The 14,450-nt window shown below is 45.5% G+C and carries 14 protein-coding genes and 1 riboswitch; of the genes, 5 read left to right on the top strand and 9 right to left on the bottom strand.

The features are described 5' to 3' along the window. Positions 1 to 2 precede the first annotated feature (2 nt). Positions 3 to 257 (bottom strand): hypothetical protein, encoded by a 255-nt coding sequence (locus IHV80_RS00140; protein WP_081396820.1) that lies wholly within the window; start codon positions 255 to 257, stop codon positions 3 to 5. 151 nt (positions 258 to 408) lie between these two features. Continuing rightward, positions 409 to 963 carry a TMEM165/GDT1 family protein gene (locus IHV80_RS00135; RefSeq protein ID WP_017055491.1) on the bottom strand — a complete coding sequence of 185 codons (555 nt, stop codon included), beginning with the start codon at positions 961 to 963 and terminating at the stop codon, positions 409 to 411. Between the two features lie 34 nt (positions 964 to 997). Beyond that, a riboswitch (yybP-ykoY riboswitch) is annotated at positions 998 to 1,173 on the bottom strand. A 210-nt stretch (positions 1,174 to 1,383) separates the two neighbouring features. Between IHV80_RS00135 and glyQ the strand changes: the two genes are divergently transcribed. The 5 genes from glyQ (at position 1,384) to IHV80_RS00110 (ending at position 8,841) form a co-directional block, all read left to right on the top strand. Continuing rightward, a complete protein-coding gene (gene glyQ / locus IHV80_RS00130; protein ID WP_065111980.1) occupies positions 1,384 to 2,301 on the top strand; it encodes a glycine--tRNA ligase subunit alpha in 918 nt (305 codons plus the stop codon). A 2-nt stretch (positions 2,302 to 2,303) separates the two neighbouring features. Next, positions 2,304 to 4,370 (top strand): glycine--tRNA ligase subunit beta, encoded by a 2,067-nt coding sequence (gene glyS / locus IHV80_RS00125; protein ID WP_192889678.1) that lies wholly within the window; start codon positions 2,304 to 2,306, stop codon positions 4,368 to 4,370. Positions 4,371 to 4,574: 204 nt separating this feature from the next. Then, the gene (locus IHV80_RS00120; protein ID WP_192889677.1) at positions 4,575 to 6,662 is read left to right on the top strand and encodes an alpha-amylase; all 2,088 of its coding nucleotides are present in this window, start codon (positions 4,575 to 4,577) and stop codon (positions 6,660 to 6,662) included. A 117-nt stretch (positions 6,663 to 6,779) separates the two neighbouring features. Then, complete coding sequence (locus IHV80_RS00115) at positions 6,780 to 7,460, top strand: response regulator transcription factor (protein ID WP_192889676.1); 681 nt, start codon at positions 6,780 to 6,782, stop codon at positions 7,458 to 7,460. 1 nt (position 7,461) lies between these two features. Continuing rightward, positions 7,462 to 8,841 (top strand): sensor histidine kinase, encoded by a 1,380-nt coding sequence (locus tag IHV80_RS00110; protein ID WP_192889675.1) that lies wholly within the window; start codon positions 7,462 to 7,464, stop codon positions 8,839 to 8,841. 9 nt (positions 8,842 to 8,850) lie between these two features. Here IHV80_RS00110 and IHV80_RS00105 read toward each other — a convergent pair whose 3' ends face one another. From IHV80_RS00105 to IHV80_RS00075, 7 genes are read right to left on the bottom strand one after another with little or no spacing between them, the layout of a single operon-like run. Continuing rightward, positions 8,851 to 9,492, bottom strand: coding sequence for an OmpA family protein (locus tag IHV80_RS00105; RefSeq protein ID WP_192889674.1), 642 nt, complete (start codon positions 9,490 to 9,492; stop codon positions 8,851 to 8,853). 48 nt (positions 9,493 to 9,540) lie between these two features. Then, positions 9,541 to 10,848 carry a TadE/TadG family type IV pilus assembly protein gene (locus tag IHV80_RS00100; RefSeq protein ID WP_192889673.1) on the bottom strand — a complete coding sequence of 436 codons (1,308 nt, stop codon included), beginning with the start codon at positions 10,846 to 10,848 and terminating at the stop codon, positions 9,541 to 9,543. 2 nt (positions 10,849 to 10,850) lie between these two features. Then, the gene (gene tadF / locus IHV80_RS00095; protein ID WP_192889672.1) at positions 10,851 to 11,411 is read right to left on the bottom strand and encodes a tight adherence pilus pseudopilin TadF; all 561 of its coding nucleotides are present in this window, start codon (positions 11,409 to 11,411) and stop codon (positions 10,851 to 10,853) included. Beyond that, positions 11,386 to 11,871 carry a TadE/TadG family type IV pilus assembly protein gene (locus IHV80_RS00090; protein WP_192889671.1) on the bottom strand — a complete coding sequence of 162 codons (486 nt, stop codon included), beginning with the start codon at positions 11,869 to 11,871 and terminating at the stop codon, positions 11,386 to 11,388. The genes tadF and IHV80_RS00090 overlap by 26 nt, the downstream gene beginning before the upstream one ends. Then, positions 11,861 to 12,625 carry a tetratricopeptide repeat protein gene (locus IHV80_RS00085; RefSeq protein ID WP_192889670.1) on the bottom strand — a complete coding sequence of 255 codons (765 nt, stop codon included), beginning with the start codon at positions 12,623 to 12,625 and terminating at the stop codon, positions 11,861 to 11,863. Before IHV80_RS00085 ends, IHV80_RS00090 begins: the two co-directional genes overlap by 11 nt. After that, positions 12,618 to 13,535: a type II secretion system F family protein gene (locus IHV80_RS00080; RefSeq protein WP_226088497.1), complete on the bottom strand. Its 918-nt coding sequence runs from the start codon at positions 13,533 to 13,535 to the stop codon at positions 12,618 to 12,620. Before IHV80_RS00080 ends, IHV80_RS00085 begins: the two co-directional genes overlap by 8 nt. Continuing rightward, positions 13,535 to 14,449 (bottom strand): type II secretion system F family protein, encoded by a 915-nt coding sequence (locus IHV80_RS00075; RefSeq protein ID WP_192889669.1) that lies wholly within the window; start codon positions 14,447 to 14,449, stop codon positions 13,535 to 13,537. Before IHV80_RS00075 ends, IHV80_RS00080 begins: the two co-directional genes overlap by 1 nt. Between the last annotated feature and the right edge of the window lies 1 nt (position 14,450).

The following is a 14,450-nucleotide window of genomic DNA, read 5'->3' as shown; positions in this document are numbered from 1 at the left end:
GTTTATTCGTTTCTAGATTTGTTTTGCAGATGCTCAAGCTGATGCTGAATTTCTCGCAGATCTTTACGCATCGGAATAATATGCGCGACCCGAATCCAAGCTTCTACTGCAAGCCCAGTCATGATCATCGAACCAGCCACCATTGGTAGCCACATGTCCGTCAACACCATGCCTAATAGTGTAAGTGCAAGACCAAAGGTAAATAGATAACTTTGGCTCTGTGGAGTAATACCCATATAACGCGTCAACATAATCATGCCCTCGTGTTCTTAACTCACAAGATTAAAATATCATGACAAGTATGACAGTTATATGTCCATTTGCTCGATAAACCCCGCAATACTGTAAGAGTATGACCTACAACACATTACTCTACTGATTGAGTATAATAAGACTCAATACCACCGCTTAATAGAACGCCGCTGCAATAGCCAAACCCACGAATAACAAGGCCGTGATCTTGCGAATCAGATCAAGAGGCATCTTATCAGCAGACAGCTTACCAATGATCACCACGGGCACATTCGCCAGCAACATACCAATGGTAGTGCCGAGAATTACCCACGTTAATGCATCCGAATATTGAGCCCCTAGAATGGAGGTCGCAATCTGGGTCTTATCACCAATCTCAGCAATGAAGAAAGCGATGAAACTGGCGACAAACGGCCCTCGGTTCGAGATCTGCTCATCATCGTCTAATTTATCAGGAATCAGAATCCAGCCTGCCATCGCAATGAAACTGACCACCAACACCCACTTTAATACTTCAGGTGAAAGATAATCGGCGACCACAACACCTAGCCATGCAGCAAGGGCATGATTGGCAATGGTGGCAAAGAAAATAGCCGCGATGATAGGTATCGGTTTTCGATATCGACTGGCTAATAAAAGGGATAGCAACTGAGTCTTATCACCGATCTCGGCTAAGGCGACAGTTGTAATTGAAATTGCTAAAACGCTCACGACATGCTCATTTGGGATGAGGATTATTATATTTAACCAAAGACAAACCTCGCGCCCCATCCCGGTTCACGATGCTTGTCTAAGGTCTTGCTAAGCGCCACCAAGGTGGTGGTTGCCTCGAACGCCATGATGATTTTGCATCAATTATGTTGACGAACGAACTCATTCAATTGGATATGAATAAGCAAGCTACTCCCCAAAGACCGCGAGATTTTAATCACCCACGCTTTCAAACACAAGTGTCAAAGTTATCAAAATATCTACTTGTACCGAAAAACAAACATTAAAGGCAAAAAAATCCACTAAACGACATTTTAGACCACTAATTAAACAAGATTACCCCTACTCGCTTTACCAATATCTCGGTATACTCAGAGGTTATTTTTATCATTCATTTAAAAGAATCGCGCGAACCTGACTATGCAAAAATACGATATCAAAACCTTCCAGGGAATGATCCTCGCGCTGCAGGATTACTGGGCACAAAACGGTTGTACCATTGTTCAACCACTAGATATGGAAGTAGGTGCTGGCACCTCTCACCCAATGACATGTCTACGTGCACTTGGCCCAGAGCCAATGTCTACGGCATACGTTCAACCTTCTCGTCGTCCGACCGATGGTCGTTACGGTGAAAACCCGAACCGCCTGCAGCACTACTATCAATTCCAAGTAGCTCTAAAACCTTCTCCAGATAACATCCAGGAGTTGTACTTAGGCTCGCTTGAAGTTCTTGGTGTCGACCCACTTGTTCACGATATTCGCTTCGTAGAAGACAACTGGGAAAACCCAACGCTAGGCGCATGGGGTCTTGGTTGGGAAGTTTGGCTAAACGGCATGGAAGTAACTCAATTCACTTACTTCCAACAAGTTGGCGGCCTTGAGTGTAAGCCTGTAACTGGCGAGATCACTTACGGTATCGAGCGTCTAGCAATGTACATCCAGGAAGTAGACTCTGTTTACGACCTAGTATGGAACGTAGCACCAGACGGCTCTAACGTAACTTACGGTGACATCTTCCACCAAAACGAAGTTGAGCAATCAACCTACAACTTCGAGCACGCAGACGTAGATTTCCTATTCACTTTCTTCGACCAGTGCGAAAAAGAGTGTAAAGAGCTACTTGAGCTTGAGAAGCCACTGCCGCTTCCAGCTTACGAGCGCATTCTAAAAGCAGGTCACGCATTCAACATCCTTGATGCGCGCAAAGCTATCTCTGTAACAGAGCGTCAACGTTACATCCTTCGTATCCGCAACCTGACTAAAGCTGTTGCAGAAGCGTACTACGCGTCACGTGAAGCACTTGGCTTCCCAATGTGTAAGAAGGAAGGTAAATAATCATGGCGAAGAATTTTCTAATTGAACTGGGTACGGAAGAGCTTCCACCAACAGCACTTCGTTCTCTAGCAGAAGCCTTTGCTTCTAACTTTGAAGCGGGCCTTAAAACTGCTGAGCTTTCTCACGAAGGCATCAAGTGGTACGCAGCACCTCGTCGTCTAGCACTTAAAGTGACTGCACTGGCTGAAGGCCAAGCAGACAAAGTGGTTGAGAAGCGCGGTCCTGCAATTTCTGTGGCATTCGATGCTGAAGGCAACGCGACTAAGGCTGCACAAGGTTGGGCTCGTGGTAACTGTATTACTGTTGAGCAAGCTGACCGTCTGAAAACAGACAAAGGCGAGTGGCTTCTTTTCAAACAAGAAGTGGCTGGCAAACCAGTTCAAGAATTGGTGATGGACATCGCTGCGAAAGCACTGGCAGGCCTACCAATTCCTAAAGCAATGCGCTGGGGTAACTCAGACATTCAATTTATCCGTCCAGTGAAAACACTGACAGTACTACTAGGTGATGAGCTTGTTGAAGGCAAAATCCTAGGCGTAGCATCTGCTCGTACTATCCGTGGCCACCGTTTCATGGGCGAACAAGAGTTCACAATCGACTCTGCTGACCAATACCCTGCGATCTTAGAAGAGCGCGGTAAAGTAATGGCAGATTACGATGCGCGTAAAGCGATCATCCTAGCTGATGCTAAAAAAGCAGCAGACGCGGTTGGCGGTATTGCTGACCTAGAAGATGATCTTGTTGAAGAAGTTACCTCTTTGGTTGAATGGCCAGTGGTTCTTACTGCTAAGTTTGAGCAAGAGTTCCTAAAAGTACCTTCTGAAGCTTTGGTTTACACCATGAAAGGCGACCAGAAGTACTTCCCTGTGTATGACGCAGAGAAAAACCTTCTACCAAACTTTATCTTCGTATCTAACATCGAGTCTAAAGAGCCTCGTCACGTTATCGAAGGTAACGAGAAAGTTGTACGTCCACGTCTTGCTGATGCTGAATTCTTCTTCAACACAGACCGTAAGCGTCCGCTGATCGACCGTCTTGCTGAACTAGACCAAGCTATCTTCCAGAAGCAACTGGGCACTATCAAAGACAAAACAGACCGCATCACTGAGCTTGCTGGCTACATCGCTGAGCAAATCGATGCTGACGTTGAAAAGTCTAAGCGTGCTGGCCTTCTAGCTAAGTGTGACCTAATGACTTCTATGGTATTCGAATTTACGGATACTCAAGGTGTGATGGGCATGCACTACGCGACTCACGATGGTGAAGACGAGCAAGTTGCACTAGCACTTTACGAACAGTACATGCCTCGTTTCGCGGGTGATACTCTACCAAGCACAGGTATATCTTCAGCTGTTGCAATGGCAGACAAGCTAGACACTATCGTAGGTATCTTCGGTATTGGCCAAGCACCAAAAGGTTCTGACCCATTCGCTCTACGTCGTGCATCACTAGGTGTGCTACGTATCATCGTTGAAAACGGCTACAACCTAGACCTAACTGATCTGATCGGTAAAGCGAAAGAGCTACTAGGTGACAAGCTAACCAACGACAACGTTGAAGCTGACGTTATCGACTTCATGCTAGGTCGTTTCCGCGCATGGTACCAAGATGCTGGTTTCAGCGTTGATATCATCCAAGCGGTACTAGCACGTCGTCCAACTAAGCCTGCTGACTTTGACCAACGTGTTAAAGCGGTTTCTCACTTCCGTGAACTGGAAGCAGCAGAAGCACTAGCAGCTGCGAACAAGCGTGTAGGTAACATCCTTGCGAAATTCGACGGCGAGCTACCCGCTGAAATCGACCTAACTCTTCTTCAAGAAGACGCAGAGAAAGCACTGGCTGAAAACGTTGAAGTAATGACGGAAGCACTAGAACCAGCATTCGCGACAGGCAACTACCAAGAAGCCCTAAGCAAACTTGCTGACCTACGTGAACCCGTTGATGCATTCTTCGATAACGTAATGGTGATGGCTGATGACGAAGCTCTGAAGAAGAACCGTCTAACGCTACTGAACAACCTACGTAACCTGTTCCTACAAATTGCTGATATTTCTCTTTTACAGAAATAAGCAATACTGCAGAAAAATTACTCTTCCGATTTTGGTTGGGCGGTTTAGGTAAATACCCAAAGGGAAGCGAAAGCTTCCCTTTTTGTTTTTGTGAACCAAGCATTTGTTTGTATAGGTGTTATTGATTAACTGAATGAATCAGCACTCAGACTGTAGAGGGCATTGTTTGCTATAAATAACCTGTTTATTCAGGGGAAGGGAACAATGAAAAAAACAGTACTCGCGCTTTCAATGCTCGCACTCAGCGCATGCAGCCAAACCAGTGACAATAACCTATTACTGACAATTGATAACGACACTGTCGTATTTGAATCATCCGGTAAAGGCACCGTAATTGCAGAACAGGAACTCGCCAAAGGTAGCTATACCTTCTCTATCAGCGACGCTCAAAATACCTGTGGTACTAACTATGCTTTGGCTGAAGAGAGTCGCATCAAATTCAATAAACCCCTTCGCCTAGACGACTGTGCCGATAAATCTGAAATCGCCATTAAGGTCTTTCGTGCTAACACCTACCAGTTTACGCTCAACCCTCAGACTAATGAGCTGACGGTTCAGATAAAGCCAAAGCAACAACAAGTACAAAGCTTTGCCTGCCCAGTACCTAGTGACCAACCAACCACCATAGATGTTACTCAAACGTTTGCTGATGGTACCGTGGTAAGAGACGCTCTTTCAGGCAAACAAGTCATAGTGACCAATGGCAGCGTCACCATGCAGCCTGCAGAGAGCAGCCAAGGTGTTCTGCTACTAGAGAAAGTAGAACCAGAAACCAAGGCTGACTTTAGTTGGGATAACGCCACGGTTTACTTCGTAATGACTGACCGTTTCCACAATGGTAATCCTAATAACGACAACAGTTATGGCCGCAGCCAAGACGGACAAGATGAAATCGCCACCTTCCACGGTGGTGACTTGGCAGGCTTAACCGAAAAGCTCGATTACATAGAATCACTCGGTGCCAATGCCATCTGGATAACGTCTCCGTTAGAGCAGATCCACGGCTGGGTTGGCGGCGGTGACCGAGGTGACTTCAAACATTACGGCTACCACGGTTACTACCATCAAGATTGGACTAAGCTCGATGACAACATGGGTACCGAAGATGAACTAAAAACCTTCATCGATACCGCGCACAGCAAAGGTATTCGTGTCGTTTGGGATGTGGTAATGAACCACACGGGATACGCGACGCTCGCCGACATGCAAGAATTCGACTTTGGTAAACTCAACCTAACTGATGAAGAAGCCAAACAAACGCTTGGCGAAAACTGGACAGACTGGCAACCAGAAGCTGGCCAGAATTGGCACTACTTCAATAACTACATTTCCTACAGCGACAAAGAAGCGTGGGAAAAGTGGTGGGGCAAGGCTTGGCTGCGCAGCGATATCGGCGCCTATGATTCTCCGGGTTACAACAACCTCACTATGTCTTTGGCGCACTTGCCCGATTTCAAAACAGAATCGACAGAAACGACTGGGCTACCGAACTTCTATCGCAACAAGTCCACCAGCGCGACCGATGAACTCCAAACTCCTCGTGACCACCTCATCACTTGGTTATCTGACTGGGTGCGTGAATACGGCGTGGATGGCTTTAGGGTCGATACCGCGAAGCACGTTGAACTAGAAGCATGGGCAGAGCTGAAAGAGAGCACCAATCAAGCGCTTGCTGAGTGGAAGCAGAACAACCCAGAAAAGGCCTTGGATGACTTACCCTTCTGGATGACTGGTGAAGTCTGGGCACACAGCGTCGTGAAATCAGATTACTTCGCTAACGGCTTTGATTCGATCATCAATTTTGAATTCCAGAGCGACATAGCCCCTAAGGCGCTGAAGTGCCTGTCTGATCTCGATGCCGACTACCTTCGCTATGCAGATAAAATAAACACTGACAGTGAGTTCAACGTGCTGAGTTACCTATCGTCTCACGACACCTCGCTATTCTGGACGCAGCACGGCAGTGACTTTGCCAAACAGACCAAAGCAGCAAATGCATTAATGCTGGCTCCCGGCGCAGTGCAGATCTATTACGGGGATGAGATTGCGCGCGATTTCGGCCCAACAGGATCGGACCCAATGCAGGGCACTCGTTCAGATATGCCTTGGGATAAAATTACAGGCGAACGAGCGGAGTTGCTGGAACACTGGCAAGCACTTGGTCAATTCCGCCAACGCCACCCAGCGGTAGCTCAAGGCAAGCACATTATCCGTAACAGTAAGGGCTACTATGCATTCGAGCGCCAATACAAAAATGACAAGGTATTGGTTGTTTATACGGGGTCGAAATAATCGTTCATTGACATAAAACAGTAGAAACTAAAGGGGAAGCTTCGGCTTCTCCTTTTTTTTATCCTAAGCTAGTGTAAGCTCTATGTAGTTGAATCTTATTGTATATAGGGATATTGAATGCTGGTTGTTTTGGTTGAAGATAATGAGATATTAAATCATCACCTTTCTTCTCAACTTGGTGATCTTGGCCATACCGTTTACGCTGAAAAAACTGCATCAGCCTGCCTCCAAACCATTCAAAAACAACCCAATACCGATGTCATGATCATCGATCTTGGCCTGCCAGATTTCGATGGTTTTACACTGATTAAGCAGATACGCCGCAAAGAGATTACGGTTCCTATTCTGATTTTAACCGCTCGTGGTGACTGGCAGGATAAAGTCGAAGGGCTCAACTGCGGCGCCGACGATTACCTAACTAAGCCCTTTCAATTTGAAGAGCTGCTCGCCAGGCTTGAAGCGCTGGTACGTCGTAATCAGGGCTTTGCCGCCTCTCAAATCAAAGCGCAATCACTGACCCTTGATACTCAAGCCAAAAGCATTGCCTACAATGAAGTATTACTCGACCTCACGGCACTCGAATACCAAATCTTTGAGTATCTAATTCGTCATAGTTTACAGATCGTCTCCAAACAACAAATCTTGGATTCACTCTACGACCAAGGAGAAAACGTTCAGCTCAATAACATTGAAGTGATCGTTTCACGGCTGCGTAAAAAGCTTGCTCAACATACCGAAGAGAAGCTGATCAGCACGGTTCGAGGACAGGGCTATCGATTCGAAATAGAAGCGAAATGATATGAAAAGACTGTATAAGACCCAGTTTAGACGACGTATCTTTGCCACTGCTGCTTCCATTCTTTTTACTATGGTCCTAACCAGCACTTGGTTTTATTACAACACCCAAAAACACCAGCTATTTGAAGACTATTCTAAAAATACGCTCCGTGAATTACCTTCAATTATCAACGAACTCCTCTCCTCTGGAGAGATCCCGCCACTCACTGAGTGGGATCGCTTTTATGCTAAAGAGTCTCCCAATACCAGCCTCATTTTATGTGATAACAATAACCAGCAAGTTTGGACTTCAATCGACGTTGAGCGAAGAACCAAACAGCTAGCAAAATTGGGGATTTCACGTCCTCAGGTAGAGAACCTATGTACTGATCTCAACTTTCCAATCGATACTATTCGTTTAGTAGAGAAACCGAGTGGGGCCGCGTTTATTGTCCACACCATGCTTTGGAAGGGCTTCAAAGATCAAAAAGATGGAAAAGTCATTTTAACGCAGAGAGTTGAACACAAGATGGAACCAATGAAACAACTAAAATACACCACGATAGGTGTATTAGTTGTAGCTCTGGCATCGATCAGCGCGCTGCTTTTACTCTTCTATCGCATCAGCTTCGCCCCGTTCGCTCGCTTAGAAAAAGAGCTACACGAAATAAAACAGGGTAAGCAGAATCAGCTAGCAGAAAGCTACCCAGAAGACCTGCACAATGTGACCAGTGCACTGAATGAGCTATTGTTCCAGCAAAAGGAAAATCAAGAACGTTATAAACGGTCACTGAACGATCTCGCCCATAGCCTGAAGACTCGTGTTGCTGTATCCCAAGCTCTTCTTGAAGACCAATCGCCAACGAAGAATCAACAAATAAACCAGCAACTACTAGAGATGGATAGCCTTATCCAAAGCCAGCTCAAACGAGCTTCATTAGGTGTTAAAGGAATTACGACCAATACCATCCAGATCAAACCGACTCTCGAAAGTTTAGTTGGCATGTTTTCAAAGATTCATGCAGAAAAAGAGATCGAATTTGTCACCGATTATGCAAGCCAACAAACGCTGCCTCTAAGCAAAGAGGACCTTATGGAAGTGCTTGGGAATATTCTGGAAAATACATTTCGCTTTGCCAATAGACAGATTCTATTCAAAGTCTCTGATTTTGATGATCAGGTCCTGATTGAAATCAGCAACGATGGGTCTGCTATCGATAACGCTACCAGTCAGACTTTATTTCAAAGAGGGGTAAGAGCCGATCAGCAGAATCCGGGAACGGGCTTGGGGCTAGCACTGTGTGATGAGATCATTCACAGCTACAAAGGGGCGATTTGGTTTGATACACCGGAGCACCCATCCATGGGTGTCACTCTGAAGATTCTGCTGCCACAAACGTAAATTATAGGCTTATGACTGGATATCGACTCTGCGATTCAAATGACGACCCGTTGCAGAGTCATTACTTTGTACAGGAGCCTTTTCGCCTTGTGATTCAACACTGGCTTGCTCAATGTAAGCGCCATGTTCCTGCAAGTAAGCTAAAACTGCCTCTGAACGCTTTAAACCTAAGCTCAAATTGTATTTTCCCGTTCCTTTCGAGTCGGTGTTACCCACGACACTCAATTCAGGCACCTGTTGCTCTAACTTCGCCGCGAGCTTAAGTAACAAATAACGCGACTGTTTATTCAGTTCATCCTTATCAAAATCAAACAGCACTCTGGCAACCAGATCACTGGTTTGATTTTCATCTTCGATCACGGCTCTGCTCAACAGAAACTGAGCACAGCTATTGCTGAGATCAGATTGAGCAAGCTTGCCTTGAATTAACTCAGCTAGCGCCTGATTGTCTGCCGTGGTCGTGACCTGCATAAAAGGGCCTTGGTGATACATGACCTTAGTACCTTGACCAACAGTAACCAACTGCTCAAACTCAGAGCTGCCACTATCACAATATTGGTAAAGCAGTTCGTTCGTATCGAGTTTCGGTGCTGCTGCCATAACCGAAAAAGGCAGCGCCAATAACAATGTTATCGATATAAATTTATTCATTCTAATTCTCTGGATACTCATCAACTATCTAATCGACCAGACACAACATTACTGTGCCAAGTGACCTACTTCTTCAGTTATTAGGGCTAAGATCTTATTCAAGATATCTTGCTTATTCTCAGCCTTAAACACGTTGTCTTTACCTACACAATTACGTAAACCCGTATTTGCATCTAAGTCATAATCAAAGCCGATCACCGACATACGTGCGTTCATAGCCTCACCCCAGTTAGTAAACTTTCCAGGGCTCATACCATCAACAACAGCGATATCATCATTAAGATTGTCTGCCGAAACCTCGCCACCATTGATCATATTCTTGATGTTAGTGCACATTCCTCTGCCAACCAGCGCATTGGTTTGTCCTGCGTAATGATTCCAGTCTTCACCATCAGACAGCACAATAATCAATTGATTCGGATTCTTTGCTAATGACGTTACTATCTGCCCTGCACGGATAATGCCTTGCAGAGATGCCGTGCCTCCCGACGCTTTAAAGGTTCGCACTTTCTTCATAAAACCATCGAAGTCTTCAGTATAGAAAATGTCGGTAAACACCGCATCACCATCACCGTTAGGGATACGTTGCGCCGCCCCTTTTACCTTAAACTGGTGCTCAATGGTTTTTTTAAAGTTCACGACATCATCTTTATCATATTCACCCATTTTTGAGATAACTCGCTGATCACGCACCACCAACTTACCGGCATTATTCGCATTCACCGTGCGTCGGTTATAACCCGTCATCGATACTCGGTGTTTGATACCTGGAGTCACGTCGTTAAATTTACCTAACTCGTCGGTCACTAGCTCAAGAATGTCTTTTAAGTCTTCAATTTTGGATTTACTGCCACCACTCCACTCCTCATTCATTGAGCCGGAGAAGTCGACGACAAAGGTGATATCAACAATCTTGCTTTGAAATTTACGAGCCTTCGAAGAGCCTGTCACATCGAACGTGTCACCAAAGCCGACAATCACACCTTGCCCCGGAAACCAGGATTGATGCTGGCTTTTCCCTGCAACACGATATTCAAAGTAACGAGCGCCACCTTGTTCCGCTTGCTCTGCACACTCCGCTATTTCATCACAAGACAACTTATCGACTTGAATATCCAGCAATGAATCCATGTCATAGAGGTAATGGTCAATGTAGCTTTGAGCAAGCGGGTGATTACTTGAATCCTCAGCGGATACAGCAAGAACAGCGGCTTCTGCTGCCTCTTCTAAACGAGCTTTGGTTTGTAACGCTCTAGCGCCATCAGAGCCCAACATAAACACCCCAAAAAGCACAGGGACACAAATCGCAAACAGGATTGCAGCATGGCCAGATTGTTTAACAAGTGAATGCCGCATACTTACCTCCCAATCACAATCGAATCTGACATTACATCGGTAAAGTCCGTACCCATGAGGTCACCAAACCAATTATCCGTTCGATAACAGAGCGTCACTCGATACAGTGGCATCTGGTGACCCCAAACACTCACCACAGACAGGTGCTGTAATTCACTAATGGGCTTGGCAACACTGCAGCTTAGATCTCCACGTCGCTCCCTGATACTCGGTGAAGCTTGGCCAATCCCAGTAAAGCTTTGCTCTTCAACCAACAAGCCATAACGCGAAGCGTCATAATTACCAAAGGTACGTTGTAAGGAGTGACGAGCTACCGTGTCTATTTCATCAACCTGCTTAGAGGTTAGGAGCACGCTAGAGTCATAAAGCTGCGTGCGTTCTTTGACAACATTCACCAGCGAATAGGACAAACGATCTAACTTACCTTTAACGGAAAGTTTGATGATCACGTCACCACTGAATACCAACAGCAAACTAAAAAAGAACCCGACAATGGCAAACTCAATACTGAATATGCCTTGCTGACACTTTCGCGAGTTAGACTTCAAACTTAGATCTTTCATACTCTTGAACCACGACCATTTCTCGGCTTAATAATCCGTCTAGACCTAAGAAGTAACTAAAAATTGGGGTAAACGGATAGGTGAGTCGATAAATAGCCAACGACGAGTTCTGCTCATCACCACACTCTTTATATGGCTCACCCGGTGCTATCTGGCATTGATTGGTGACTTTCACCAACTCATCCACCGATGTGAGATAGTGAATGGTTACCTGAAAATCATCACCATCAATCACACTATTCCACATGCTGCCGTCTCTATGTAAAACCTGCTCTACCGTAGCCAGATAATCGTGTGAGCCTTTCTTTGCTTCACGGGCAACCTCAGAAATCGCCAGATCGTTGATCGAAGAAATGTAAGACATATAACTCATTTCAACCCACGCCATGCACATCAGCCAAAACGCAAAGAAGCCCATCACAAACTCGATGCTGGCCACACCACGCTGCTTAGTTTTCATATTGGACGCTCGTTAACGCATCCATGCGACGATCAGCACTCATCGGTTCAAACTGTCGTAAAGCTCGATAGATGCTTTCGACTTGGTGTTGGCTGTATTTATCGCTAAGCACTTGCTTCACGAATGCATAGTGACCTTGCTTCGCCATACTTAACGTCAAGTTAGCCATCACCATTTCATCCGCTTGCTGGTTTTTATACAACGGCATTAAGCGCTTGGCCGCTGCAAGATAATCACCTTCAGCGATGTCCAGTACGGCAAGGTTATTATTTACTGTGACGCCGTCATAGAAGTGATCACGAGCGCGTTCAAAGTAGCGTCTCGCTAGCGTCGTTTGAAAGCTGTAACCATAGTAGGTGCCTAATAAATTCTCGGTGCGGCTATTACTAGGATCTAACTCTAATGCCAGTTTCGCTGCAGCGATTGCTGCTGGATATTGACCCATATCACCGTATGCTTGCGCTTGGATTTGGTAAGCTTCAAGTGAGGCTTTCTCACTCTCTATAACAGGAGTTATGTAAAAAAGAGCGGATTCTGCATCGGCCAATTTTAAATAGCTGTTCGCCAGTTTTTGCCTAATATCGGCAATATCTTCACGCTGGAGCTGCACTTTATACAGAGCAACTAGTTTTGTGTGATTATTGGTTTGTTGGTAAATCGCTTCCTTCGATTCTTCTTGTTGCCAGTTATTGGCTGTTGAGCTGCAAGCCATTAACCACAATGGCAACATACATATCAGAATTTGTTTAAACACTTTGCATTAACCTCATTACCCCTGGAGCGGCAATAACGAATACGATCGGAATCAAGATGAATACAATCAAAGGTATCGACATCTTGGCGGCTAACTTCCCTATCTTTTCTTCCAGTTCTAGCATTTGTACTTCACGCACATCACTCGCTAACACGGTTAACATGCGATAAATCGACGAGCCGTGTTGCATGCTTTGAGTCAACGTCATCACAAAACTACGCATTTCACTGCTTGGCACCTGTTGATAAAGCTCTTCAAGCGCCTCTTCCATCCCAACAACTCGAGCGCGATGATTGGTTTTATTCAGTAGATAAGCCAAGTCACGATCAAAGCCCTGCATTTCCTGCGCTAAATACTTCATGGATGCTTCAATCGTCATCCCGCTTTGCACACAGATCGCAGTTAGGTCGATCAAGTAAGGTAACTGACCCACTAACTTTTGATGTCGCCGCTTAGTTCGCTGAGCGAGTACCATATCGGGCAGCGCAATAGATACCATTGCCCAACCACATATAAGAGCGACAGCCTGATTAATAGCGACACCGGACCACCAGCACACACCAATAACCACCACTTCACCTATCGCAAGAACCAGATATTTAAGTGGCATATACACTGAGCTATAACGTGTTTGATAAATACCCGCACGAATAAAGCGCTGCTGCATCTGTTGGTCGGACGCATTAACCAATTGTGTCAGCGGACATAAGAGGCTATCGATTTGTTGCTGTCGTTGACTACGTTGTTGAGTCATCGATTTAAACTGACTGGCAATACTGGCCAGCTTTTGCTGCGCGATGTACTGCGTGATTAACCAATAACAGAGCAACAAGACGCCAAATGACAAGCAAGTCCAAATCAACAGTGACTGCGACTGAGGCTCCATTAAAATCGAAATAATATTGGCCATTACCTCACCCTCTTCATCAACATCCAAATGATCGCTAAACCAATACTTTCGCTGATCAACAGGTAATACAGAACCGGGCGACCCTCGTCGGTAAACATCAAGAAATCAAAATTCTCAGGGCTCAGTATTGGCAACATTGAGATAAAGACAAACGGCGTTGCACTGACTATCTTTGCGGAAATACGCGCCTCTGAAGTCATCGCAAACTTCTTTCTTTCCATCGCTCTCGCTTCGAACATCTGACGGTTCAGACGCGACATGATCTCTTTCAATTGCCCACCACGCTGCATGTTGGCACGCAGGGTAATCACAAAGAAGTGAAATGACGGATAAGGAAATCGCTGGCAAGACTTACGAAAAACATCGTCCAGTGGCTCACCTAGCTTCAAATGATCCGCCATTCTTTTAAATTCTTTTCCTACTTCTCCAGGAAGCTTGTTGCCAACAAAACCAATTCCTCGGCCAATGCTTTCTCCGGCAGATAAGGAGCTAGCCAGCATGTTCAAGGCATCAGGAAAGCTCTCTTCAAATTGCTTGCGGTCACGCTGTTTCAGCCACAAGAAACCCCATACCCAAGTAACAATCAACGCGCTACCAAGTACTAACCAAACTGGGAAACCGAATAGGTAGCGATTCACTGCGCTTGTAAAAACACTCACACAACCACTAAATAAAACCACCTTCACACCAGCAAAAGAACCCAACTGTCGCTTAACTTGATGAAAAAGGCTCGCTATCGAAGACCAACCCAAGCCATTGGATATCTGGCTGAGTTGAATCGCTTGGCGAGGAGCTGCTGACGCTGTTTTTGTCTTGGCACTTGATGGAAAATAGTCATCAATCGAGTGACTCTTATTCGAAAAAATTGCAACAAGTAGCAGGACAACGCCCCAGAACATTAATAGCCAATACACA

Source organism: Vibrio bathopelagicus, assembly GCF_014879975.1.
In the GTDB taxonomy this organism is placed as follows: Bacteria; Pseudomonadota; Gammaproteobacteria; order Enterobacterales; family Vibrionaceae; genus Vibrio; species Vibrio bathopelagicus.
The sequence above is the reverse complement of the archived record's forward strand: the minus strand, read 5'-3'. Positions and strand labels throughout refer to the sequence as shown.

Coding starts and splice junctions, on each gene's coding strand:
- IHV80_RS00140 (WP_081396820.1), bottom strand. CDS start 257: ATGATTATGTTGACGCGTTATATGGGTATTACTCCACAGAGCCAAAGT.
- glyQ (WP_065111980.1), top strand. CDS start 1,384: ATGCAAAAATACGATATCAAAACCTTCCAGGGAATGATCCTCGCGCTG.
- glyS (WP_192889678.1), top strand. CDS start 2,304: ATGGCGAAGAATTTTCTAATTGAACTGGGTACGGAAGAGCTTCCACCA.
- IHV80_RS00120 (WP_192889677.1), top strand. CDS start 4,575: ATGAAAAAAACAGTACTCGCGCTTTCAATGCTCGCACTCAGCGCATGC.
- IHV80_RS00115 (WP_192889676.1), top strand. CDS start 6,780: ATGCTGGTTGTTTTGGTTGAAGATAATGAGATATTAAATCATCACCTT.
- IHV80_RS00110 (WP_192889675.1), top strand. CDS start 7,462: ATGAAAAGACTGTATAAGACCCAGTTTAGACGACGTATCTTTGCCACT.
- IHV80_RS00105 (WP_192889674.1), bottom strand. CDS start 9,492: ATGAATAAATTTATATCGATAACATTGTTATTGGCGCTGCCTTTTTCG.
- IHV80_RS00100 (WP_192889673.1), bottom strand. CDS start 10,848: ATGCGGCATTCACTTGTTAAACAATCTGGCCATGCTGCAATCCTGTTT.
- tadF (WP_192889672.1), bottom strand. CDS start 11,411: ATGAAAGATCTAAGTTTGAAGTCTAACTCGCGAAAGTGTCAGCAAGGC.
- IHV80_RS00090 (WP_192889671.1), bottom strand. CDS start 11,871: ATGAAAACTAAGCAGCGTGGTGTGGCCAGCATCGAGTTTGTGATGGGC.
- IHV80_RS00080 (WP_226088497.1), bottom strand. CDS start 13,535: ATGGCCAATATTATTTCGATTTTAATGGAGCCTCAGTCGCAGTCACTG.